Raw genomic sequence first — 19,887 nt, 5'->3', positions numbered from 1 at the left:
CCGGGGAGGTCGCGATACTTCGCGCGGGGCAGGCGCAAAGAGGCAGGGCAGAGATGTCGCCAAGACGATCATTCTGGCTGGGGTTTGCCGACGGCGTGCCCTTTATCGTGGTGGTGACACCTTTCGCGATGCTGTTTGGCCTCGTCGCCGTGGAAGCAGGGCTGAACCTATGGCAGGTCCTTGGGTTTTCGCTTGCCGTCTTTGCGGGGTCGGCGCAGTTCACCGCCCTGCAACTGATCCAGGACGAAGCGCCGACACTGATCGTGATCGCGACCGCCTTGGTCGTGAACTTGAGGGTCGGGATGTATTCCGCCGCCATGACCCCATGGCTTGCCGGGGCCCGGATGCGGACACGGGCCGTGATGGCCTATCTGATCGTTGATCAATCCTATGCCTGCTCGATCCGCCGCTACGAGGAAAACCCCGATTGGGCGGTCGCGGCGCGCGTCGCCTATTTCTTCGGAACGATATTGCCGGTCTATCCGACCTGGCTTGCCGGCACGCTGGTGGGCGGTCTGGTGGGGGCCGCTCTGCCCGAATGGCTCGCGCTCGATTTTGCGCTGCCGATCTGTTTTCTGGCGATCGTCGCGCCGATGCTGCGGACCTTTGCCCATATGGTCGCGGCGTTCACCTCTGTCGTTCTGGCGCTGGCGTTTTCATGGATGCCGTTCGGCCTTGGCCTTCTTGTGGCGGCGGTGCTTGCGATGGCAGCCGGCGCCGTGACCGAAGTCCAGGTTGAACGTCGGACAAACCGGAGCGTCGTGTGATGGGCCCCGATACGCAGCTTTGGGTGGTGATCGCGGCGCTTGCCGTCGGGTCATACGCGCTCAGGTTCTCGTTCATCGGCTTCTACGCCAATCGCGACATGCCGCTTTGGCTCTTGCGACCGCTGCGCTACGCCGGTGTGGCGATCATTCCGGGGCTGGTCGCCCCTCTTGTGCTCTGGCCCGAGGCAACGGGCGGGGAGACCGATCCGGTGCGGTTGTCGGCCGCGGTCGCGACGTTTGTATCAGGCTATGTGACAGGCAACGTCATCGTCGCCATGCTGACGGGCGCCGCATTCCTTTACGGATTGCCATTCGTTCTGAGCTACTGAGAGGACGAAACCGACGCTTCGGCAGAAAGCTGGGCGTCGAAGGCGCGCACAGCTTCGGACTTGTCCGCAGAATCGTATTCGCGATGCTCGAATGTCACGACATTCGGCAACTTGGCGAATTGATCGTGCAATCCGTTGGGGAACAGCGAGGGGCGAAACCGGCCCTCGAAGCCGGAAATCCTCATCAGGATGCTCGAGGTGGACCGCGTGCACTGCGCCTTGGGGACAGGACCGTTCTCGATCACCAGACGCAGGGCCTGTTCGGCCTGTTCGGGCGTGACCTCGACATATTGCTCGATCACGAAATAGGTCTCGCGGGCATGATATGTCCGGTAGAAATCCAGAATCCGGGGTGTGATCCCGAAATGGACGTCATTCCTTTCGGGGATCGTCTCGTGCCCGAAGGTGCCTGCAGGATCAAAGATCACGCGTTGGCTCGCCGAGACCATAAGCCCGGTATGGGCGCCGTTTTCCGTGCCCACATTCTTCATCGTGAAGAGCGTCAGCGCGGTCGGCCCCGGGTGGCGATAGACCTTGCTTTGGACGAACTCCTGATCTGCCCAGACGCTAGGCGCGCCGCAGCCCGAGACGGCCAGCGGCAATCCTGCCAGGAACATGCGCCTGTCGATCATGACCCCGTTCAGCGATGCATCAGGCGTTGATCAGTGCCAGAAGCACCAGAAAGATGATGATCCCGATCGACGTCTTGGTCACTATCGAAATGAAACTTTCGAACGTCTTTTCCTGAACGGAAATGTCCATCTTGCCGTGTTCGTGCTCAGCCATCCTGATCTCCTTGGCGGGCGAGAATATCCTGTTGCGATACCGGTTAGCCGATCTTTGTCGGGCTGTCACGCCCCGGCAGGCGGTTGTGTTGTCGCATCTGTGGCGGGTGTTGCGCCCTGTTCCAGATCGCTGGCCAGCCGGAACCCGATTCTGCGGGGCTCCTTCCGGTCGACGGTTTTCGGCAGGGCGCGCAACATGACGTTCAGCTGGCTGACATGCTGGATCAGCTGGGTCCGGCTGCCCGTCGGATCCGCACCGTAGAACGTGATCAGGTCGGGGTCGAAATCGCCCAGCCCCTCGATCCGGATCACGCCCGCATCGCCGCCGGTGAACCCCATGGCAACCTCGTGTTCGTTATCGAGTTTCTCTTCGAAATTCCTGATATAGAGGATCAGCCGCTCATAGGCCCATCTGGCCGGGCTTTTCGCCTCGGACGAGGTTCTGAGTGCGTCTGGCAGGTCGCTTTCGCATGGCGCCTTGTTATCGGGATCGGCGTGCACCTCGTGAACGCGCGGCATCGCCAACCTCTGGCCAATGCTGTTTTCTTCGGCCTCTGCGGCTGTTGCGATCTGCTCGGACACGATACCTCCTCATGCACTCAGATCGGAAGGGCGGTGCTGTCCTTGATCTCTTCCATCACGAAACTGGCCGAGATGTCCGAGACCGCGACCTTGCCGATCAAACACTTGTAGAATGCGTCATAGCCCGCCATGTCGGCAACCCGCACCCTGAGCACATAATCGAGATCACCTGTCATCCGGTAGGCACCGGTGATTTCCGGCATCGAACGCACGGCGGCCTGAAACCGCGTCATCCAGTCCGAATCGTGCTGGTTTGTGCGGATGTTGACGATGGCGGTGAGCGGACAGCCCGCCTTCACCGGATCAAGAAGCGCCACCCGTTTCCGTATGACGCCCGCATCCTCGAGTATCTTCATGCGCCGCCAGCAGGCATTCCGCGACAGGCCCACCCGTTCGGAAAGCTGGTCCGCCGTCAGCGTCGCATCCTTCTGAAGCTCAGCCAGAATACGGCGGTCAAAATCATCGAAGTTGCTCTGCATTGGTGGATGAAATCCCAAGGACTGCGCCAAACTCAACAACAATCGGGATCTATACCTGCGGATTGGGTGTCATCATGTCCCGAATACAACAAGGAGATGACAGATGATCCAATCCTCCGACAGATCGCCCTCGAACCTGCTTCAACGTGCCTTTCTGGATCACCCCGAAAGCGTCGAGGAAAGCTACCTCGAACATCTGCAGGTCGCGCTGGGATTTGCCTTTTGGCTAGGCCTTGCGGCCCTTGCCGCTGTAATCCACGCGCTGATGCCCGCGCTGTGCGAAAAGACGGCAAGCCGGATCGTCACCCGCTTGTATGCCCGGCTGTCGTCGCGTTCGGCTCAGGCTGCCGCGAACCAATAGGCCCCGTCCTCGCCCAAGCTTCGGGCGGCACGGCCGGATTGATGCAGGTGGTTGAGATGCGCGATCGATTCCACGAGGGCCAATCCGTATTCGGCCGCGCCGATGCTTCGCTGGAACAGGGGTTCGAAACAATCGCCGGCACGGCGCGGCGTCATGATCCAGTCCTGCAGCCGCGACAACGCTTCGTGCGTATGGTCGCGGTATTCAGCCATGCGCCGGGGCAGGCCGGTGAAGGGCAGCTTGTGCCCCGGCAGAACCAGTTGATCTTCGCCGGCATGGGGCGACAGCCGAGCGGTCGCGGCAAGCCAGTCGCTGACAGGGTCCGCGTCGGGTTCGGTCGCGTAGACGCCGATATTGGCGCTGATCTTCGGCAAAAGCTGATCGCCGCCGATGACGAGCCCGTCGTCCCGGCTCCAGAACGTGAGGTGATCGGCCGCGTGCCCGCCGCCGAGACGTACATCCCATGTCCGTCCGCCGAATTCGATCGACTGACCTTCGATCAGTTGCGTATAGCCGACCGGCAGCGGCGCGACGCAATCGGCATAGTTGAACGGACGCTCGCCCCTGCGTTTTTCGAGGACCGCCTCGTCCATTCCGGCGCGGGTGTAGAAACGGATGGTCTCGGGCGGGTATTCGGGCTGCTCGTCAAGCCGAAGCATTCGCGCCATCAACCATCCCGTCCGGGCCATGACCAATTCGGCCCCGTGCTCGATGAACCAACCCGCAAGCCCGATATGATCGGGGTGATGATGTGTCCCGATGACCCGGTGGACCGGCTTTCCGGCAAGAGGGCCGGCAAGGGCCTCCTCCCATATGGCGCGGGTCTTTCTGGTGTCGAACCCGGTATCGACCAGCGTCCAGCCGTTGCCATCGTCGAAGGCAAAACAATTCACGTGGTCAAGCGCCATCGGAAGCGGCATTCGAAACCACAACACGCCCGGGGCAAGCTCGACGGCACTTCCGTCACTCAGTGGTGCGGAATGAGGATACTGGATCGGTCGCAATGTCGTGGCACTCGAAGGTTGTTTGGGACGGATCTTGCGTTCCCATGTCGACACGACGTGGTCAACCCGGCAGGTGCGCGAGCCTCAGGCGGCGATATCCTCGGGGCTGAGCGCGAGAAGGTCCGCCGCGCCTTCGCGCACATGGGCCAGAAGCCCCGCATGTGCGGGAAGCATCCGCAGGATGTAGAACCGCGCAAGCCTTGCCTGTGCGGGTGTCCCGTGCAGGGCTGCCGCCAGATGCGCCCATCCCCCAAGAACAAGCGCGAAGGCCCGCAAATAGGGCACGGCCCCGGCGTTGCGGTCTTCGGGATCGGTCCGGCTGACGAGCCATTCCGTGGTCTCGCGCAGGGTCTCGGCCGCGTTCCAGACCGCGTTGGCAAGCTCAGGCTCGCGTGACCGCGCCGCTTCGGAGCGTGTGCAGATCTCGTCGATCAGGGCATAGGCGGCCTCGCCACCATCGCGCAGCTTGCGGCCGACAAGATCCATGGCCTGGATTCCGTTCGTGCCTTCGTAGATCGCGGTGACGCGCACATCGCGCAGATATTGCGCGGCACCCGTTTCCTCGATGAAGCCCATGCCGCCATGAACCTGGATGCCAAGGCTCGCCACCTCGATCCCGGTGTCGGTGCCAAAGGCCTTGGCGATCGGGGTCAGCAATGCCGCACGCGCATCCCAATCGGCCGATCCGGTGGCCGTGGCCATGTCGATCGCGCCCGCACAGATCAGCTCGATCGCGCGGGCGGCAAAGACCTGGGCCTTCATCTCGGCCAGCATCCGGCGCACATCCGCATGTTCGATGATCGCGCCGCTGCCGCCGGCGCGGCCCTGCTTGCGGTCCATGGCATAGGCCACCGCATGTTGCAGCGCGGCTTCGGCCACGCCGATCCCCTGGGTCGCCACGCCGACGCGGGCATTGTTCATCATCGTGAACATTGCGGCCATGCCGCCATGTTCGGGCCCGATGAGCCATCCCGTGGCCCCTTCATAGGACATGACCGCCGTGGGGGAGCCATGAAGCCCCATCTTGTGTTCGAGGCTGACCACACGCAGGGCGTTGCGTTCGCCGGGATTGCTCTCGGCATCGGGGATTCGCTTGGGCACGAGAAAGAGGCTGATGCCTTTCGTTCCCGGCACACCATCCGGCAGACGCGCAAGGACAAGGTGGCACACGTTTTCGGTGAAATCGTTGTCACCCCAGCTGATGTAGATCTTCTGCCCGGTGATCGCGTAGGTGCCATCCCCGTTCGGCTCGGCCCTTGTCCGAAGCGCGCCGACATCGGAGCCTGCCTGCGGTTCGGTCAGGTTCATCGTCCCGCTCCATTCGCCCGAGATCAGCTTGGGCAGGTAAAGCGCGCGTATTTCATCGGAGGCGTGGTGTTCCAGCGCCTCGATCTGGCCCTGGCTCATCAGCGGGCCCAGTTGAATGGCAAGGCAGGCCGATGACATCATTTCGTTCACGATCATGGCGAGTGTCACGGGCAGGCCCATGCCGCCAAATTCGGGATCGGCCGACATGCCGATCCAGCCCCCTTCGGCAATGGCGCGGTATCCGTCGGCAAAGCCTTTCGGCGTGCGCACGATCCCGTTCTCAAGGCGCGCGGGATCCGTGTCACCAACCCGCTGAAGCGGGTTCAGAACGTCCTGGCATAGCCTCGCCGCTTCGCCAAGGATCGCCTCGGCCGTTTCGCGCGATGCCTCTGCAAACCGATCAGTGGCCGCGATCGAACCATAGCCCGAGACGTGATCGAGCAAGAAACGGACGTCATCCAAAGGGGCGCGATAGGGCATGGCCGGTCTCTCCTTCTGCCTGTCTTCAACAATAAGGGCGCGGCAGACACGCCAACGGGGGACTTGTGATCATGGCGCCGGCGGACTACGGACGGAACCGCCTGATGATGCGATCAGCCTAGCCCACTTGCCCCGACCCGCAACCGGAACGCCACGTCATGAAACCGGCCAGAACCGAACTGCTTGTTCCCGACGAGGCGGGCCTTGCGCGCGCTGCGGCCATCCTGCGGGCCGGGGGTCTTGTCGCCTTTCCGACCGAGACGGTCTATGGGCTGGGAGCCGACGCCCGTGACGGGCGCGCCGTCGCCGCCATATTCGAGGCCAAGGGGCGGCCGCGCTTCAACCCCCTTATCGTCCATGTCCCCGATATCGCCGCCGCCCGCGAGATCGCCGTGATGGGCGATCTGGCCGAAGCCGTCGCCGCGCGATTCTGGCCGGGGCCTCTGACACTGGTCTTGCCGATCAGGCCCGGTGCAGGCGTGTCGGAACTGGTGACCGCCGGTCTTGAGAGCGTGGCGATTCGGGTGCCCGCCCATCCCGTCGCACGCGCGCTTCTGAACACCTTTGGCGGGCCGCTTGCTGCCCCGTCGGCCAACCCCTCGGGCCGGGTCAGCCCGACGAGCGCCGCGCATGTCCTGTCGGGGCTGGACGGGCGGATCGACGCGGTGCTGGATGCGGGCCCCTGCGAGGTGGGCGTCGAATCGACGATCCTCTCGCTGACCGGGGACGCGTCGGTTCTCTTGCGCGAAGGCGGCGTGCCGGCCGAGGCTTTGGCGGCCGCGCTCGGGGCGATGCCCGTGCGGCCCGATCCGGTGAACGATCTGCGCCCGGACAGCCCGGGCCAGCTGGCATCGCATTATGCACCGCGCGGGACATTGCGCCTCAACGCTGCGCGGCCCGAACCGGGCGAGGTGTTTCTGGGCTTTGGTCCGGGAGGGGGCGATCTGACCCTGTCCGAGGCGGGCGATCTGACCGAGGCCGCGGCCCGTCTGTTCGGTTGTCTGCATCATCTGGATGAGATCGGGGCCGAGCGTATCGCCGTCGCGCCGATCCCGTCTGACGGGCTGGGTGCCGCGATCAACGACCGGCTCAGACGGGCCGCCGCGCCCCGCGACTGAGCCGTCTCGCGGGCCGGGTCGCCTAGTTGGACTGGCTTTGACGTTCGATATAGCTGCGCAGTTCTTCGGCCTCGCGGCGCGCATCGCGCAGCCCCTCCATCGCGGCGCGCAATTCGGCCTCGGTCTGGCTGATCTGGTTGGTCAGCTCGGCTTCGCGCTGCTGAAGATAGGTGATTGCCTGATCTCGCGTTTCCTCGGCCTCGTGCAGAGACTGGGCCATGCGGTCCAGCTCACCGATTTCGGCCTTGGTCACCCGGGTGAACCGGTTGACGAGCCAATTGGCGAACCAGCCCAGGGCAAAGGCCACGAAGAGCACGATGGCCGTTGCGATGATGAACTCGGTTCTGTTCATGTGCTGATCCTAACGCGCATTCCTATTCACCATCCGCTTCCGGCTCTGCTGTCGCCTCTTCGGCTTCGGCCTCGATTTCGGCGGCCAGATCTTCTTCCAGTGCTTCCAGACCCGTCGTGACCTCTTCGATCGGTTCCGGGGTGATCAGGCGAAACTCGATCCGCCGGTTTGCTTCGCGCCCCTCTTCGGTTCCGTTGTCGGCGATCGGGTCCGCTTCGCCATAGCCAATAGCCTCGAACGAGCCGACGGGCACCCGCCGGTCGCGCAGGGCGGCCAGAACCGAATTCGCCCTTTGCTGGCTGAGGTCGAGGTTCATCGAATCCCGGCCCTGACTGTCCGTATATCCCGCGATCTCGAGCTTGAGGTCGGCACAGCGCCGCAGCACTTCGGCGATATCGTCGACCAGCGCACCCGACTCGGCGGTCAGCGTGGCCGAGCCCGGATCGAAGATGATCTTCCGCTCTGAGGTCAGGCCAAGGATCTTGTCGACGCATTCCTCGGGCGTAGGCAGACCCGCGATCGGGTCAAGCGCTTCGACATAGGTCACGTCAATCTCGAATTCGGCCTGTTCGCCCAACCTTTCGATCAGGAGCCGCGAAATCCGCCCGTTCGCGCCCGTGCTGCCGGTGTTGCCGCGCACGGTGATGATATCGGGTGTGACGACAACTGCCCCGTTCGACAGCTCCGACAATGCATCGACGGCAGCCAGCATCCGGACCGACCAGCCCATCGGCAGGTCCTCGACGATCCGTGTGCCCATCGTCACCACGTCCGCTCCGAATTGCGCATGGGCGAAATTCTCGAGTGTCTGGTTCATCAACGCGTCCGCCACGCGGCCTCGAAGCTGGACCTGTCCTTCCGGCGAGAGTGTGGCGGTGAATGTCGCCGGGCCTTCTTCGGCGGAATTCGGCGGGTTGGGCAGGGTGGCGTCAAGCGCAAAGACGTCGGGCAGGGCATTCGACAATTCGCCAACCACTTCGTCAAAGATCGCGGGCGGCGTCTGGAGTGCGGCGACAAGCACGACGTCGGTATCGGAGAACGTGATCGTACCACCGCCCAGCTTGCCGACCGCATCGATGCCCATGACGACCGCGTCACCCCATCTGCGGGACGGCGCGCCAAGCCCTTCGATGCAGCCTGCCGCGCTGACCGGGCCAAGCTGCGCCGCGGCCCGCTCGATCCGGTCGAGTGACTGAGGCGTGTCGGCCACGCAGGCATCGAAACGCGGGCCGTCGTCGTCAAGGATGAACCGGGTCGTGTAGGGCGTGATCACGGGTCGGGGCGCCGAAATAGAAAGGTCGACCCGCACGTCCTCGGGGATGCTGCGTGACAGTTCGGCCTCGAGGCGTGCCTTGTGTTCCGCGCTGTCCGAGATCGCGGTGACAGCGACGCGGCCCGAGGCAACCGAGATCTTGGAGCGCGGCAGACGCTGCAACGCATCGAGCGAGTAATCCTGCGCCGCAGCCCAGAGTTCGGGTTCCGGATAATCGGCCACCTCAAGCAGATCTGCCACGGGCAGACCACGTGCCAGCGCCTCGACCCGGGCCACCAGTGCGTCACGGTCCACCGATGCCGGGATCAGGCCGATGAGGGAGATTCCGCTGTCATTGCGAAGAATTTCGATCGCGAAATTGGGCGGTGCGATCGCTGCGGTCGCGGTGACGGACATGTTGTCGATCACCCGGCTCGCATCGACCATCGACCCTGCAACTGTCATGGCCCGAAAGCGGACCGCTTCGGAGGGGGCCTCGCCTTCCATCACGATCTGCAGGCCGTCACCGATCACGCTCGCCCATCCGTGATTGGCATCGGCAAGCGCCTCTTGCACCGCGATGACAGAGCGTTCCTCGACGATCGTCACAAGGGAGCGCGCCGCCAGCAAGGCGCCGACGGCGGCAACACCAAAGGCCACCAACGAGATCATGAGGGATGACAGGCGCATCGTGCCCCGACGTTGTTGACTTGCCACCTCTTAGGCCCAAGGCCCACGGGGTTCAATCACACTAGGGCGGCGGCGGCGAAAAACAGCACAGGCAGGAAGCCGGCCATCCGGTTCGACCGGAACAGCCGCAGCAGACCTGCATCATTCGCGGGGTCGAACCGGCCCAGTTGAAGGGCCATGTGCCAGCCCATCGCCCAGGGCCCGCCCAGTGCCAGAACCAGAACAAGCACGGAGGCGTCGATCGCGGCGGCGATGACCGCCAGCCCCATCAGCATGACGCAGGACACGAGAAACCGGCGCAACCAGTGTGGGGTCCTGTCTCCGAACAATCGCGCTGTCGACTTCACGCCGATCAGCGCATCATCCTCGGCATCCTGATGGGCGTAGATCGTGTCGTAGAACAGCGTCCAGCAGATCCCCGCGAGGTAAAGCATGACAGCCGGCAGACCGAGACTTCCGGTATGCGCCGTCCAGGCCAGAAGCGCGCCCCAGTTGAACGCGATCCCCAGAAAGATCTGCGGCCACCACGTGAACCGCTTGGCAAAGGGGTAGATGGCCACGGGCACAAGGGCGATGATCCCCAGCAGGATCGCCTGCGGATTGAATGTCAGCAGGATCCCGAAGGCCAGCAGCGACTGAACGACGACCCAGACCAGCGCCTGCCGCGTCGTGACCTGCCCCGACGGGATTGGGCGAGACCGGGTGCGCGCGACGCTGCCGTCGATGTCGCGGTCGGTGATGTCGTTCCATGTGCATCCTGCCCCGCGCATCAGGAATGCCCCGATGGCGCAGCCTATGGCGATCCACAGGTCGGAGAGGCTTGCCTCGCCGGTCGACACGATCGCAAGGCCCAGACCCCACCAGCATGGCAGCAACAGGAGCCATGTTCCGATCGGGCGGTCGGCCCGGCTGAGCCGCAGAAAGGGTCGGGCACGTGCGGGCGCGCGGGTGTCGACCCAATTGCCGGGAACGGCATCTGCGACTTCGCCTTGCTCTGGTCTCTGGCCTGCCTCGGTCATATGCTCTGCCTCATGGCTTCGATCGTTCGCCTTCATGTAGATCATCCTCTGGCACAGGGGCAAACCGTTCCCGTCGACGGCGGGCAGGCGCATTACCTGTTCGGGGTCATGCGGCTGAGTGTCGATGCCGAGGTGCGCTTGTTCAACGGCCGGGACGGCGAATGGGCCGCCCGTGTGACAGAGGCCGGTCGCAAGCGCGGCGCGCTGACCTGCCTTGCGCAAAGCGCGCCGCAACTCGATCCGCCGGACCTGTGGCTTCTGTTCGCCCCGATCAAGAAGGCCCGGACCGATTTCATCGTCGAGAAGGCGACGGAACTGGGCGCCGCGCGGATCCTGCCGGTGCTGACCGATTACACCAATTCCGAACGGGTCCGGGTCGACCGGCTACAAGCCCATGCGATCGAGGCGGCGGAACAATGCGGCGGCACCTATGTCCCGGAGGTGGCCGAGCCTCAGAAACTCTCCAAGGTTCTCGATGACTGGGATCGCGGGCGGATGATCCTTCATTGCGACGAAGAGACCGCAGGTTCTGGCATGACGCCGGGGCTTGAGCAGTTTAGACCCGGCGACCCATGGGCCGTCCTGATCGGGCCCGAAGGCGGATTTTCCCCGGCCGAGCGGCGCCGGCTCGATACCGACCTGCGGGGCAGCGTTCTGCGGTATTCGCTTGGCCCGCGGATCCTGCGCGCCGATACGGCGGCGGTGGCGGCGCTGACACTTTGGCAGGCGAGCCTCGGGGACTGGCGGTGAGACGTGCGGTTCCGGAGGATACCCCCGCGATCCGTGCCTGCCTGACGGGCATGATCGACCGGGCGATGTTTCCCCTGTCGAACCTCGACAGGTTCGGCCTTGACGGGAATCACGACTATGCCCCCCGGATGTGGATCGCGGAACAGGACGGGCGTGTCACCGATGTGCTGACCCTTGGCAAGGGCGGGATGATCTTGCCGGCCCTGCCGGGCGGGGACTGGGCCGCCGCTGCCCGCTGCCTTTCGGGCCGCTGGATCAGCGGCTGCATTGGTCCGACGGATCAGGTCAGGGCGCTTCTGGCGGAGCTTGGTCTGGCGGGCCGGCCCACGACGCTCGACCGGGACGAGCCGCATTTCGCGCTGAACCTGGATCACCTGAGTGTCCCCGACGGCCCGGGTGCGTTGCATCCACTGGACGCGGCCGACAAGGACGAGATGATCAGCTGGCGCGCCGATTACGAGATCGAGGTTCTGGGCGGCAGCCCCGAAACAAGTTTTCAGACCGCCCGTCGTGACTACGCAGCTTATCTGGTTGCGGATTCGCACCGCATCCTGATCGAAGACGGCACGCCGCTATCGACCACCGGATTCAATGCGACAGCCGGGGATACGGTTCAGATCGGCGGAGTGTTCACGCCTCCGCCGCTTCGCGGTCGGGGTCATGCGCGCCGCGCGGTCGCTCTCCATCTGGCCGAGGCGCGCGACAAGGGCGCCCGCCGGGCGATTCTGTTCGCCGCGAGCGCGGCTGCGGTGGCCGCCTACAGGGCCATCGGATTCGAGCAGATCGGTGACTGGACCCTGTGCCTTCTGTCAGAAAGGGTGACGGCGGATGGCTGAATTTCTTCGTCCCGAGGCGCGGCAGGCGCTCTATCGCTGGCGCGAGGTGATCGCGGCCAGTGGCGGTGCCTCGCTTGGCCTGTGGTGGGGGCTGACCTCGATCGGGATCATGACATGGATCGGATGGATCCTTGTCCTCGTCTCGATGGCCTTCGGATATGCCGCCGTTCAGCGGCTTCGGTTTCATCCCGGTGCCGGCGGGCCGGGCGTGGTTCAGGTGGCCGAACGTCAGATCGCCTATTTCGGCCCTTTGACCGGCGGTGTGATGGCGCTTGACGATGTGATCGGGCTCGAGGTCGCGGGCGACGCGGTTCCGCCCCATTGGCGTTTGCGGTCGGATGCGGGCGAAGTCCTCGACATCCCCCTGAATGCCGAAGGGGCGGAGGTTCTGTTCGATGCCTTCTCGTCTCTGCCGGGCATGCGGACCGAACGGTTGATCGCGGCAAGCCGGACGCATGAAGGCGCGACGCATCTTGTCTGGCGCCGACGACCCCTTGACGTGCCGCGCATCGGCGGACATTGACCCTGCAACCCCGCACAACATTGAGCAGGCTCGGGTGATTGACTTCTGTCATCCTCTCGGCCACCTCTCGTTCCGGCAAAACCACTCACGTCGCCATCCACGGAGGCACCCATGTCGATACCTCAGTCCGGTGGCGGGCCGATCGAATCGCACGCACAACTGGCCGAATTCCTCGAAGCGGGCTGCAAGCCCCGCGAAGATTGGCGGATCGGAACCGAGCACGAGAAGTTCGGCTATTGTCGGGATACGCTCCGGCCGTTGCCGTATGAAGGCGAACGCTCGATCCTTGCTGTTCTGTCGGCGTTGCGCGACAGGTTCGGCTGGTCCGAGCTGACCGAGGGCGGCAAGCTGATCGGGCTTGAGAAGGACGGCGCGAACATCAGCCTCGAGCCCGGCGGACAGCTTGAACTGTCTGGCGCGCCCCTCGAGACGATCCACCAGACCTGTGACGAGGTGAACCAGCATCTCGAAGAAGTGAAATCCGTTTCTGACAGGATTGGTGTCGGTTTCATCGGGCTGGGTGCGGCGCCGATCTGGCGCCATGAAGACATGCCGCTGATGCCGAAAGGCCGCTACCGTCTGATGGACGGCTACATGCAGCAGGTGGGCGAAATGGGCACGGCGATGATGCGCCGCACCTGCACGGTGCAGGTGAACCTCGATTTCTCGTCCGAGGCGGACATGGTGCAGAAGCTGCGCGTGTCGCTGGCCCTGCAGCCGCTGGCGACGGCGCTGTTTTCCAATTCCCCCTTCTTCGAGGGTCGTCCCAACGGGTTCAAAAGCTGGCGCGCCAACATCTGGCAACACCTCGATGCAGATCGGACGGGAATGCTGCCCTTCGTCTTCGAAGACGGCTTCGGCTTCGAGGCATGGGCCGACTGGGTTCTCGATGTGCCGATGTATTTCGTCTATCGCGACGGCGTCTATATCAACGCGCTGGGCCAGTCCTTCCGCGATTTCCTCAAGGGTGAATTGCCCGCCCTGCCGGGCGAGACCCCGCTTCTGAGCGATTGGGCCGATCACCTGACGACCGTCTTTCCCGAGGCCCGGATCAAGCAGTTCATGGAAATGCGCGGAGCCGATGGCGGCCCGTGGCGCAGGCTCTGCGCCTTGCCCGCGCTTTGGGTCGGGCTGCTTTATGATCAGACTGCGCTGGATGCCGCATGGGATCTGGTCAAAGGCTGGGACGCGGAAACCCGCGATGAAATGCGCCTCGTCGCCGCGCGGGACGGGCTGGCCGGTCAGGTCGGCGGGATCTCGATGCTCGAACTGGCGGGTCAGGTTCTGGAGATCGCCGAGGCGGGCCTCAGGGCGCGGGCGCGCCCGGGGGCAGGCGGGCTTGTTCCCGATGAGACCCATTTCCTGAACGCGCTGAAGGAATCCGTCGCATCCGGGCAATCCCCGGCCGACGAATTGCTCGAGCATTATCACGGCGATTGGGATGGTGATCTGAGCCGTATCTACGCCGAGTTCAGCTACTGATCCCTGCCGAGGGTATCGCCCGTTGGATCAGGGCCAGGGATAGGGCCCGCCTTCCGTCGTGACGGTCGAGAAGGCGCCGTTGGCAAAGGCGATCGCCTGAATGCAGGGCTGCGCGCCATAGCCGTCGCAATAGGTGCCATGACGGCCCAGCAGAAATAGTGGCGTGTCGCCGAAACTGATCAACTGCCAGCGCCCGCCCGTCCAAGCCTGCGAGGTTGCGTCATCAATGACGAGGTGAACAAGGCTGCCACCGGTTCCGTGCCAGAGCGAATAGTTCAGCGAACAATAGACGTAGTTGAAATCGACGATGGCATCGTCCTTTTCCCAGTCGCCATCCAGATCGACCCATGTGATCGCAGAGGGCTCTACTTCGAGATGCGGAATGGGCGATTGCGGATCAGCGGCCATGACCTCGGTCCGGCATTCCGCTTCGGCGAGTTCGAGCAACTCCTTGATGCGGCTGCCATGCCCCTCGGCCAGCGCCGGCGTTGCCACCAGCAGCGCGACCAGCACTCCGATCAGGGCCCTCATGATGCGCGCGCCCCGATCTTCGTCTCGGTTCCTGCCCTCAGGCGCCCGATGTTCGCCGCGTGGCGCACATAGATCAACACAGTCAGGACGAGGCACATCACGAAGATCGTTCCGGTGCCCATGAAGATCGCCCAGAACGGCGCAGACCCGGCAGCAACCAGCGCGGCCAGCGAAGAATACCGACTTGCCGCCGCCACGACGAGCCATGTGGCACAGGCTGCAACCCCGACAGGCCAACTGGTCGCCAGAAGGATCCCGAGGAAGGTCGCCACGCCCTTGCCGCCCCGAAACCTCAGCCAGATCGGAAAGCAATGGCCGAGGAAGGCCGCGACGGCCGCCAATTGCGTCGCGTCTTCACCCGCGAAGCTGCGCGCAAGGATCACCGCCAATGCGCCTTTCCCACCGTCAAGGAGAAGCGTTGCTGCCGCCGCGCCCTTTGAGCCGGTCCTCAGCACGTTCGTCGCCCCGATATTGCCAGACCCGATCTTTCGCAGATCGCCGAGGCCCAAGGCGCGCGACAAAAGGATGCCGAAGGGGACCGACCCGATCAGATAGCCGAGAACGGCCCACAGGATCAGGCCAGACGTCGGTGTGATGAAATCAGGCATCTGTTCGTCCGTCGTAAATGCGTTTCCCGGCGCGCCAGGTTCCGATGACCTTGCCCTGCATCCGGGCACCGTCAAAAGGGGTATTTCGGGATTTCGATTTCAGCGTCGCACGGTCCAGCACGAACGGAGCATTCGGATCAAAGAGCACCAGATCGGCAGGCGCCCCTTCGCGCAGGCTCCCGCAATCGAGGCCAAGCCGTCGGGCCGGGTTCAGCGTCATGGCGCGGAACAGCGTGGTCAGCTCGACACCGCCGTTGTGATAAAGGCGGAGTGCGGCCGGAAGCAGCGTCTCCAGCGCCACGGCACCGCTCGCGGCCTCCTCGAAGGGCAGGCGCTTGCTTTCCTCGTCCTGCGGGGTGTGCATCGAACTGATGATGTCGATCAGCCCTGTCGCAACGGCATCGACAACGGCCTGCCTGTCTTCTTCGGCGCGCAGTGGCGGCTTGAGCTTGAAGAATGTCCGATACTCGGCCACGTCCAACTCGTTCAGTGTCAGGTGGTGGATGCTGACGCCCGCCGTGATGTCGAGCCCGTTGCGTTTCGCCCGTTCAAGGGCGGGCAGGGCGCGGGCCGTGGTGATCTGGTCGGCGTGATAGCGCACGCCCGTCATCTCGATCAGCGCGATATCGCGATCAAGCGCCATGCGTTCGGCCATCGGTGACACGCCCGGCAGGCCCTTGAGAGAAGCGAACTTGCCCGAGGTCACGGCCGCACCGCCCGAGAGGCCCGGTTCCTGAACGTGACAGATGACCAGCGCATCGAGGCTGCGGGCATAGGTGAAGGCGCGGCTGGCGATCTTGGTGTCGGTAATGACGTTGTCGCAATCCGAGAACGCGACAGCGCCCGCGTCCCGCAGGAATCCGATCTCGGTCATTTCCCGACCCTCCCGCCCCTTGGTCAGCGCGGCGATCGGCAGGACGTTGACGGCGCAATCCTCGGTCGCACGGCGGGCGACGAATTCCAGAACCTCGGGCGTGTCGATCGCCGGAAGGGTGTCAGGCCGGGTCACGATCGTCGTGACGCCACCGGCGGCCGCCGCGCGTCCGGCGGAGCTGAAGCTTTCCTTGTGCCGTTCGCCCGGTTCGCTGACCTTTACGCCGATATCGACGATCCCCGGCGCGAGGTGATAGCCCGCGCAATCGATCACGTCGGCGCCGCTGGTGATATCGGGCATCTTGTCCGATATGCCTGCGATCCGGCCATCGACGACGATAAGGTGGCCTTCTGCGACGTCCGCGGCCTCGGGGTCGACAAGACGGGCATTGGCAAAGATCGTGGTTGTCATCTGGCTCCCTCGCCCATCGCCTGTGCACGGCCACATAGCCGGGGATACCGGCCAAGGGCAAGGCCGGGGCAAGTGCGCCAACCCGGGGCGGGGCATGCGCGGGTCATCCCGCGGAACCCACCCTGTCCCGCGCATCGCGCACGCGGCCAAAGACGTCGCGCGCATCCGACAGCCGCAGAAAGCCCGGCTCACCCGATCCCGGCACGCGGCCTTGATCCGACGTGGTGCCAAACATCACCGACCCGGGGGCGCCATCGACGAGCCGGAGCCGGTCCATGTCCTCCAGAAGATATCTGTCTAGGCTGCGCTTGCCGCCGATATCCGTCGCGACATAGGCGGCCTTGTTCGACAATGTGTAGAAGGTGCCCTTCTGACGCCGATAGGCATCGAGGGGCTTCTTCATGACGTTTCTCATCGCCGTGAAGACGAAGACCACACCGAAGAGCGGGAACACCAGCCGAAACAGGAGCGGCGGCCCCGAACCGGCCCCGGCCATCATCGACACGGCCATGATCGTCCAGAACACGCCGAACCCGGCCACGAAAAGACCGACGAAAACATGAGCGTTCAGCATGGCGCGCCAGTCGATGCCCGGCGCAGGGCGCCCCTGCCAGAGGATTTCCTCGCCCTCATCGAGGATGCCTTCCCACCCGGGTGCCGTCATCTGTCGTTCCCCGTGGCCACTCACTCAGCCGGCGATCAGGATCATCGCGAGAACAAGCCCCAGCGCGACAAGCAGGGCGATCATCGCGATCCGGCCGCTCATCTTCGGATCGCGGGGTGGCTCACCACTCATGCCATCACCCCGCCGTTGGCCTCGAGCGCGGCGGCACCGCGCGCGGCGCGCAGGTTGCGCGCCAGAAGGTCCAGCGCGGCCATCCGGACCGCGACCCCCATCTCGACCTGTGTCTGGATCACCGACCGGTTGATGTCGTCGGCGATCGTGCCGTCGATCTCGACGCCGCGGTTCATCGGACCGGGATGCATGACGATGGCGTCTTCCTTGGCAAAGGCCAGCTTTTGCGCATCAAGGCCATAGCGGTGGTAATATTCGCGCTCTGACGGGATGAACCCGCCGTCCATCCGCTCTTTCTGAAGGCGCAGCATCATCACCACGTCGACGTCCTGCAATCCGCGTTCCATGTCGTCGAACACCTCGCAGCCAAGGTCCTGAACACCCGACGGCATCAGCGTGGGCGGCGCTATCAGGCGGATGCGATTCTCCATCTTGCCAAGGAGCATGATGTTCGACCGCGCCACGCGGCTGTGGGCGATGTCACCGCAGATCGCGATGCTCAGCCGATGCAGCCGCCCCTTGGCCCGCCGGATCGTCAGCGCATCAAGAAGCGCCTGTGTGGGGTGTTCGTGCCGCCCGTCGCCCGCATTCAGAACCGCGCAATTGACCTTCTGCGCCAGTAGATCGACCGCGCCGGAATGGGGGTGCCGCACGACAAGGATATCGGGCCGCATCGCATTCAGCGTCATCGCCGTGTCGATCAGCGTCTCGCCCTTGCGGATCGAACTGGCCTGCATCGCCATCGACATCACGTCCGCGCCCATACGCCGGCCCGCGATTTCGAAACTGGCCTGTGTGCGGGTCGAATTCTCGAAGAACATGTTGATCATGGTCAGCCCGGCCAGCTCGTTGCGCTGGGTCCGGCCGCGCCGGTTGTCGTCGGCATAGCGATCGGCAAGGTCGAGAAGGGTCGTGATCTCGGTGGTCTGGAGGGGTTCGATCCCGAGGAGATGGGTTTGGCGGAACGACATCACAGCACTCCTTGCAGGCTTTGCGGTTCATAATCGTCCGGGCCGGGCGCGGCAAGTCGCGTGGGGCCGGGATGTGACGGTCGCTGCCGGAAACTTGGCGATTTCCCCCGGCGGCGCGTCGTCATAACCTCTGGCCATGGATTCGGATATGGACTGGCACGCCGCCCGGGCGGCACTGGAGTGGCAGATCGAGGCGGGCGCCGACGAGGCGATGCTCGACGCGCCGCTCAACCGCTATGATCTGGCGCAGCCCGCGCCGGCTGCCAGCCCCGCGCCGTCGGCCCCGGACCAGAGACCGCCCGTTCCCATGCGGCCCGCCGCGCCCGATCCCGGAGAGCAGCTGGCCGCGGCCGTTGCCGAGGCGCGGCGTCTGGCCGGATCGGCCACGGATCTGCCCAGCCTTGCCGCCGCGATGGGAGCCTATGGCCATTGCGAGCTGAAACTGGGCGCGCGAAACACCGTCTTTTCCGATGGCGATCCCGCCGCGCGGGTCATGATCATCGGTGAGGCCCCCGGTCGGGAAGAGGACATTCGGGGCAAGCCCTTCGTCGGTGCTGCGGGGCAGCTTCTTGACCGGATGCTTGACGCGATAGGCTTGGACCGTTCGGCCGGGGGAGCAGACCGGGCGGTCTATATCACCAATGTCCTGCCATGGCGTCCGCCGGGCAACAGAACGCCCGATGCCAGTGAGATCGCCATGATGCTGCCGTTTCTTGAACGGCATGTGGAGCTTGCTGCCCCCGACCTTGTCGTCCTGATGGGAAACACGCCCTGTCAGGCGGTTCTGGGTCGCGCAGGCATAACCCGGATCAGGGGCACCTGGATCGAGGCCCTGTCGCGGCCTGTCCTTCCGATGTTTCATCCGGCCTACCTGTTGCGGCAACCCCTTGCCAAACGCGAGGCATGGGCCGATCTCTTGTCCCTGAGGGCCCGGCTCGACGGCGCTGACTGACACCCGGACCCGAGAGTCCAGACGATAGGAATCGACATGTCCCGGATCGACGAAGACAAGGAATTCATCCCGGTTCGCATCGCGATCCTGACCGTGTCGGACACACGCCGGACCGAAGACGACAAATCGGGAAACACGCTGGCCGACCGGGCGCAACTGGCCGGGCATAAGGTCACTGCGCGCCTGATCCTGCCCGATGATCGTGAACAGATCGCCGATCAGCTGCGCCGCTGGTGCGCCGATCCCGGGATCGATGTGATCATATCGACCGGTGGCACGGGGCTGACCGGTCGCGATGTCACGGTCGAGGCGCATCGCGATGTCTACGAAAAGGAGATCGAAGCCTTTGGCACGATTTTCACGATCATCTCGATGGAAAAGATCGGCACATCCGCCGTTCAGTCCCGCGCCACCGGCGGGGTTGCGGGCGGAACATACCTGTTTGCCCTGCCGGGCAGCCCGTCGGCCTGCCGCGATGCCTGGGACGAGATCCTTGTCAAACAGCTGGACTACCGGCACAGACCCTGCAATTTCGTCGAGATCATGCCCCGCCTCGATGAACATCTCAGGCGAAAATAACTTTTTTTGACGTAAATCAGCGGTTCATGCGTAAAAAACATGAACAGA

The 19,887-nt window shown here is 64.3% G+C and carries 24 protein-coding genes; 10 read left to right on the top strand and 14 right to left on the bottom strand.

From position 1 onward, the window contains the following. The first annotated feature begins 53 nt into the window (after positions 1–53). Positions 54–767, top strand: a complete 714-nt coding sequence (locus tag EP376_RS08935; protein WP_127655203.1) for an AzlC family ABC transporter permease — start codon at positions 54–56, stop codon at positions 765–767. After that, entirely contained in the window at positions 767–1,096 is a 330-nt protein-coding gene (locus EP376_RS08930; protein WP_127655202.1) for an AzlD domain-containing protein, read from the top strand. Before EP376_RS08935 ends, EP376_RS08930 begins: the two co-directional genes overlap by 1 nt. Here EP376_RS08930 and EP376_RS08925 read toward each other — a convergent pair. From EP376_RS08925 to EP376_RS08910, 4 genes are all read right to left on the bottom strand, one after another. After that, entirely contained in the window at positions 1,090–1,728 is a 639-nt protein-coding gene (locus tag EP376_RS08925) for a polysaccharide deacetylase family protein (protein WP_238928700.1), read from the bottom strand. The two genes, EP376_RS08930 and EP376_RS08925, sit on opposite strands and share 7 nt — an antisense overlap. 19 nt (positions 1,729–1,747) lie before the next feature. Continuing rightward, the gene (locus EP376_RS08920; RefSeq protein WP_127655201.1) at positions 1,748–1,882 is read right to left on the bottom strand and encodes an aa3-type cytochrome c oxidase subunit IV; all 135 of its coding nucleotides are present in this window, start codon (positions 1,880–1,882) and stop codon (positions 1,748–1,750) included. A gap of 65 nt (positions 1,883–1,947) precedes the next feature. Then, entirely contained in the window at positions 1,948–2,463 is a 516-nt protein-coding gene (locus EP376_RS08915) for a DUF6173 family protein (protein WP_203330982.1), read from the bottom strand. A gap of 17 nt (positions 2,464–2,480) precedes the next feature. After that, positions 2,481–2,942, bottom strand: coding sequence for an Lrp/AsnC family transcriptional regulator (locus EP376_RS08910; RefSeq protein WP_127655200.1), 462 nt, complete (start codon positions 2,940–2,942; stop codon positions 2,481–2,483). Between the two features lie 103 nt (positions 2,943–3,045). Here EP376_RS08910 and EP376_RS08905 point away from each other — a divergent pair, with 103 nt between their 5' ends. Further along, positions 3,046–3,303 carry a DUF6356 family protein gene (locus tag EP376_RS08905; RefSeq protein WP_127655199.1) on the top strand — a complete coding sequence of 86 codons (258 nt, stop codon included), beginning with the start codon at positions 3,046–3,048 and terminating at the stop codon, positions 3,301–3,303. On the opposite strand, the gene EP376_RS08900 is transcribed toward EP376_RS08905, so the two are convergent. Both EP376_RS08900 and EP376_RS08895 read right to left on the bottom strand, forming a co-directional pair. Further along, complete coding sequence (locus EP376_RS08900) at positions 3,282–4,223, bottom strand: MBL fold metallo-hydrolase (protein ID WP_127655198.1); 942 nt, start codon at positions 4,221–4,223, stop codon at positions 3,282–3,284. The two genes, EP376_RS08905 and EP376_RS08900, sit on opposite strands and share 22 nt — an antisense overlap. Positions 4,224–4,391: 168 nt before the next feature. Beyond that, on the bottom strand, positions 4,392–6,095 hold the full coding sequence (locus EP376_RS08895; RefSeq protein WP_127655197.1) for an acyl-CoA dehydrogenase: 1,704 nt from the start codon (positions 6,093–6,095) through the stop codon (positions 4,392–4,394). Positions 6,096–6,253: 158 nt separating this feature from the next. Here EP376_RS08895 and EP376_RS08890 point away from each other — a divergent pair, with 158 nt between their 5' ends. Beyond that, positions 6,254–7,213 (top strand): L-threonylcarbamoyladenylate synthase, encoded by a 960-nt coding sequence (locus EP376_RS08890; RefSeq protein ID WP_127655196.1) that lies wholly within the window; start codon positions 6,254–6,256, stop codon positions 7,211–7,213. Positions 7,214–7,235: 22 nt separating this feature from the next. Here EP376_RS08890 and EP376_RS08885 read toward each other — a convergent pair whose 3' ends face one another. From EP376_RS08885 to ubiA, 3 genes are read right to left on the bottom strand one after another with little or no spacing between them, the layout of a single operon-like run. Further along, positions 7,236–7,565 (bottom strand): hypothetical protein, encoded by a 330-nt coding sequence (locus EP376_RS08885; RefSeq protein WP_127655195.1) that lies wholly within the window; start codon positions 7,563–7,565, stop codon positions 7,236–7,238. A gap of 22 nt (positions 7,566–7,587) precedes the next feature. Further along, a complete protein-coding gene (locus EP376_RS08880) occupies positions 7,588–9,507 on the bottom strand; it encodes an OmpA family protein (RefSeq protein WP_127655194.1) in 1,920 nt (639 codons plus the stop codon). Positions 9,508–9,563: 56 nt separating this feature from the next. After that, positions 9,564–10,526 carry a 4-hydroxybenzoate octaprenyltransferase gene (gene ubiA / locus EP376_RS08875; RefSeq protein ID WP_127655911.1) on the bottom strand — a complete coding sequence of 321 codons (963 nt, stop codon included), beginning with the start codon at positions 10,524–10,526 and terminating at the stop codon, positions 9,564–9,566. A 12-nt stretch (positions 10,527–10,538) separates the two neighbouring features. On the opposite strand from ubiA, the gene EP376_RS08870 reads away from it, so the two are divergent. From EP376_RS08870 to EP376_RS08855, 4 genes are all read left to right on the top strand, one after another. After that, a complete protein-coding gene (locus EP376_RS08870) occupies positions 10,539–11,276 on the top strand; it encodes a 16S rRNA (uracil(1498)-N(3))-methyltransferase (protein ID WP_127655193.1) in 738 nt (245 codons plus the stop codon). Further along, positions 11,273–12,112 (top strand): GNAT family N-acetyltransferase, encoded by an 840-nt coding sequence (locus tag EP376_RS08865; RefSeq protein ID WP_127655192.1) that lies wholly within the window; start codon positions 11,273–11,275, stop codon positions 12,110–12,112. The genes EP376_RS08870 and EP376_RS08865 overlap by 4 nt, the downstream gene beginning before the upstream one ends. Beyond that, entirely contained in the window at positions 12,105–12,635 is a 531-nt protein-coding gene (locus EP376_RS08860; RefSeq protein ID WP_127655191.1) for a hypothetical protein, read from the top strand. The genes EP376_RS08865 and EP376_RS08860 overlap by 8 nt, the downstream gene beginning before the upstream one ends. A 111-nt stretch (positions 12,636–12,746) precedes the next feature. Beyond that, entirely contained in the window at positions 12,747–14,117 is a 1,371-nt protein-coding gene (locus tag EP376_RS08855; protein ID WP_127655190.1) for a glutamate--cysteine ligase, read from the top strand. A gap of 27 nt (positions 14,118–14,144) precedes the next feature. On the opposite strand, the gene EP376_RS08850 is transcribed toward EP376_RS08855, so the two are convergent. The 5 genes from EP376_RS08850 to EP376_RS08830 all read right to left on the bottom strand — a co-directional run bounded on the left by EP376_RS08850 (position 14,145) and on the right by EP376_RS08830 (position 18,308). Continuing rightward, positions 14,145–14,648 (bottom strand): hypothetical protein, encoded by a 504-nt coding sequence (locus tag EP376_RS08850; RefSeq protein ID WP_127655189.1) that lies wholly within the window; start codon positions 14,646–14,648, stop codon positions 14,145–14,147. After that, positions 14,645–15,256 carry a glycerol-3-phosphate 1-O-acyltransferase PlsY gene (gene plsY / locus EP376_RS08845; RefSeq protein WP_127655188.1) on the bottom strand — a complete coding sequence of 204 codons (612 nt, stop codon included), beginning with the start codon at positions 15,254–15,256 and terminating at the stop codon, positions 14,645–14,647. The genes EP376_RS08850 and plsY overlap by 4 nt, the downstream gene beginning before the upstream one ends. Further along, positions 15,249–16,541, bottom strand: coding sequence for a dihydroorotase (gene pyrC / locus EP376_RS08840; protein ID WP_127655187.1), 1,293 nt, complete (start codon positions 16,539–16,541; stop codon positions 15,249–15,251). Before pyrC ends, plsY begins: the two co-directional genes overlap by 8 nt. Positions 16,542–16,644: 103 nt before the next feature. Beyond that, a complete protein-coding gene (locus EP376_RS08835; RefSeq protein ID WP_127655186.1) occupies positions 16,645–17,205 on the bottom strand; it encodes a hypothetical protein in 561 nt (186 codons plus the stop codon). A 128-nt stretch (positions 17,206–17,333) separates the two neighbouring features. Beyond that, positions 17,334–18,308, bottom strand: a complete 975-nt coding sequence (locus tag EP376_RS08830) for an aspartate carbamoyltransferase catalytic subunit (RefSeq protein WP_127655185.1) — start codon at positions 18,306–18,308, stop codon at positions 17,334–17,336. A gap of 136 nt (positions 18,309–18,444) precedes the next feature. On the opposite strand from EP376_RS08830, the gene EP376_RS08825 reads away from it, so the two are divergent. Continuing rightward, entirely contained in the window at positions 18,445–19,260 is an 816-nt protein-coding gene (locus EP376_RS08825) for a uracil-DNA glycosylase (RefSeq protein ID WP_127655184.1), read from the top strand. 36 nt (positions 19,261–19,296) lie between these two features. Next, the gene (gene moaB, locus EP376_RS08820; protein WP_127655183.1) at positions 19,297–19,839 is read left to right on the top strand and encodes a molybdenum cofactor biosynthesis protein B; all 543 of its coding nucleotides are present in this window, start codon (positions 19,297–19,299) and stop codon (positions 19,837–19,839) included. Positions 19,840–19,887: the final 48 nt, after the last annotated feature.

Origin of the sequence: Alexandriicola marinus (assembly GCF_004000435.1) — a bacterium.
Classification (GTDB): Bacteria; Pseudomonadota; Alphaproteobacteria; order Rhodobacterales; family Rhodobacteraceae; genus Alexandriicola; species Alexandriicola marinus.
The sequence above is the reverse complement of the archived record's forward strand: the minus strand, read 5'-3'. Positions and strand labels throughout refer to the sequence as shown.

Bases quoted from the DNA above. Each gene is read 5' to 3' on its own strand.
- EP376_RS08920 (WP_127655201.1), bottom strand. From the start codon at position 1,882: ATGGCTGAGCACGAACACGGCAAGATGGACATTTCCGTTCAGGAAAAG.
- EP376_RS08925 (WP_238928700.1), bottom strand. From the start codon at position 1,728: ATGATCGACAGGCGCATGTTCCTGGCAGGATTGCCGCTGGCCGTCTCG.
- EP376_RS08855 (WP_127655190.1), top strand. From the start codon at position 12,747: ATGTCGATACCTCAGTCCGGTGGCGGGCCGATCGAATCGCACGCACAA.
- EP376_RS08905 (WP_127655199.1), top strand. From the start codon at position 3,046: ATGATCCAATCCTCCGACAGATCGCCCTCGAACCTGCTTCAACGTGCC.
- EP376_RS08895 (WP_127655197.1), bottom strand. From the start codon at position 6,095: ATGCCCTATCGCGCCCCTTTGGATGACGTCCGTTTCTTGCTCGATCAC.
- EP376_RS08935 (WP_127655203.1), top strand. From the start codon at position 54: ATGTCGCCAAGACGATCATTCTGGCTGGGGTTTGCCGACGGCGTGCCC.
- ubiA (WP_127655911.1), bottom strand. From the start codon at position 10,526: ATGACCGAGGCAGGCCAGAGACCAGAGCAAGGCGAAGTCGCAGATGCC.
- plsY (WP_127655188.1), bottom strand. From the start codon at position 15,256: ATGCCTGATTTCATCACACCGACGTCTGGCCTGATCCTGTGGGCCGTT.
- EP376_RS08900 (WP_127655198.1), bottom strand. From the start codon at position 4,223: ATGCCGCTTCCGATGGCGCTTGACCACGTGAATTGTTTTGCCTTCGAC.
- EP376_RS08910 (WP_127655200.1), bottom strand. From the start codon at position 2,942: ATGCAGAGCAACTTCGATGATTTTGACCGCCGTATTCTGGCTGAGCTT.
- EP376_RS08835 (WP_127655186.1), bottom strand. From the start codon at position 17,205: ATGACGGCACCCGGGTGGGAAGGCATCCTCGATGAGGGCGAGGAAATC.
- EP376_RS08860 (WP_127655191.1), top strand. From the start codon at position 12,105: ATGGCTGAATTTCTTCGTCCCGAGGCGCGGCAGGCGCTCTATCGCTGG.
- EP376_RS08850 (WP_127655189.1), bottom strand. From the start codon at position 14,648: ATGAGGGCCCTGATCGGAGTGCTGGTCGCGCTGCTGGTGGCAACGCCG.
- EP376_RS08880 (WP_127655194.1), bottom strand. From the start codon at position 9,507: ATGCGCCTGTCATCCCTCATGATCTCGTTGGTGGCCTTTGGTGTTGCC.
- EP376_RS08825 (WP_127655184.1), top strand. From the start codon at position 18,445: ATGGATTCGGATATGGACTGGCACGCCGCCCGGGCGGCACTGGAGTGG.
- EP376_RS08885 (WP_127655195.1), bottom strand. From the start codon at position 7,565: ATGAACAGAACCGAGTTCATCATCGCAACGGCCATCGTGCTCTTCGTG.
- pyrC (WP_127655187.1), bottom strand. From the start codon at position 16,541: ATGACAACCACGATCTTTGCCAATGCCCGTCTTGTCGACCCCGAGGCC.
- EP376_RS08930 (WP_127655202.1), top strand. From the start codon at position 767: ATGGGCCCCGATACGCAGCTTTGGGTGGTGATCGCGGCGCTTGCCGTC.
- EP376_RS08830 (WP_127655185.1), bottom strand. From the start codon at position 18,308: ATGTCGTTCCGCCAAACCCATCTCCTCGGGATCGAACCCCTCCAGACC.
- EP376_RS08870 (WP_127655193.1), top strand. From the start codon at position 10,539: ATGGCTTCGATCGTTCGCCTTCATGTAGATCATCCTCTGGCACAGGGG.
- moaB (WP_127655183.1), top strand. From the start codon at position 19,297: ATGTCCCGGATCGACGAAGACAAGGAATTCATCCCGGTTCGCATCGCG.
- EP376_RS08890 (WP_127655196.1), top strand. From the start codon at position 6,254: ATGAAACCGGCCAGAACCGAACTGCTTGTTCCCGACGAGGCGGGCCTT.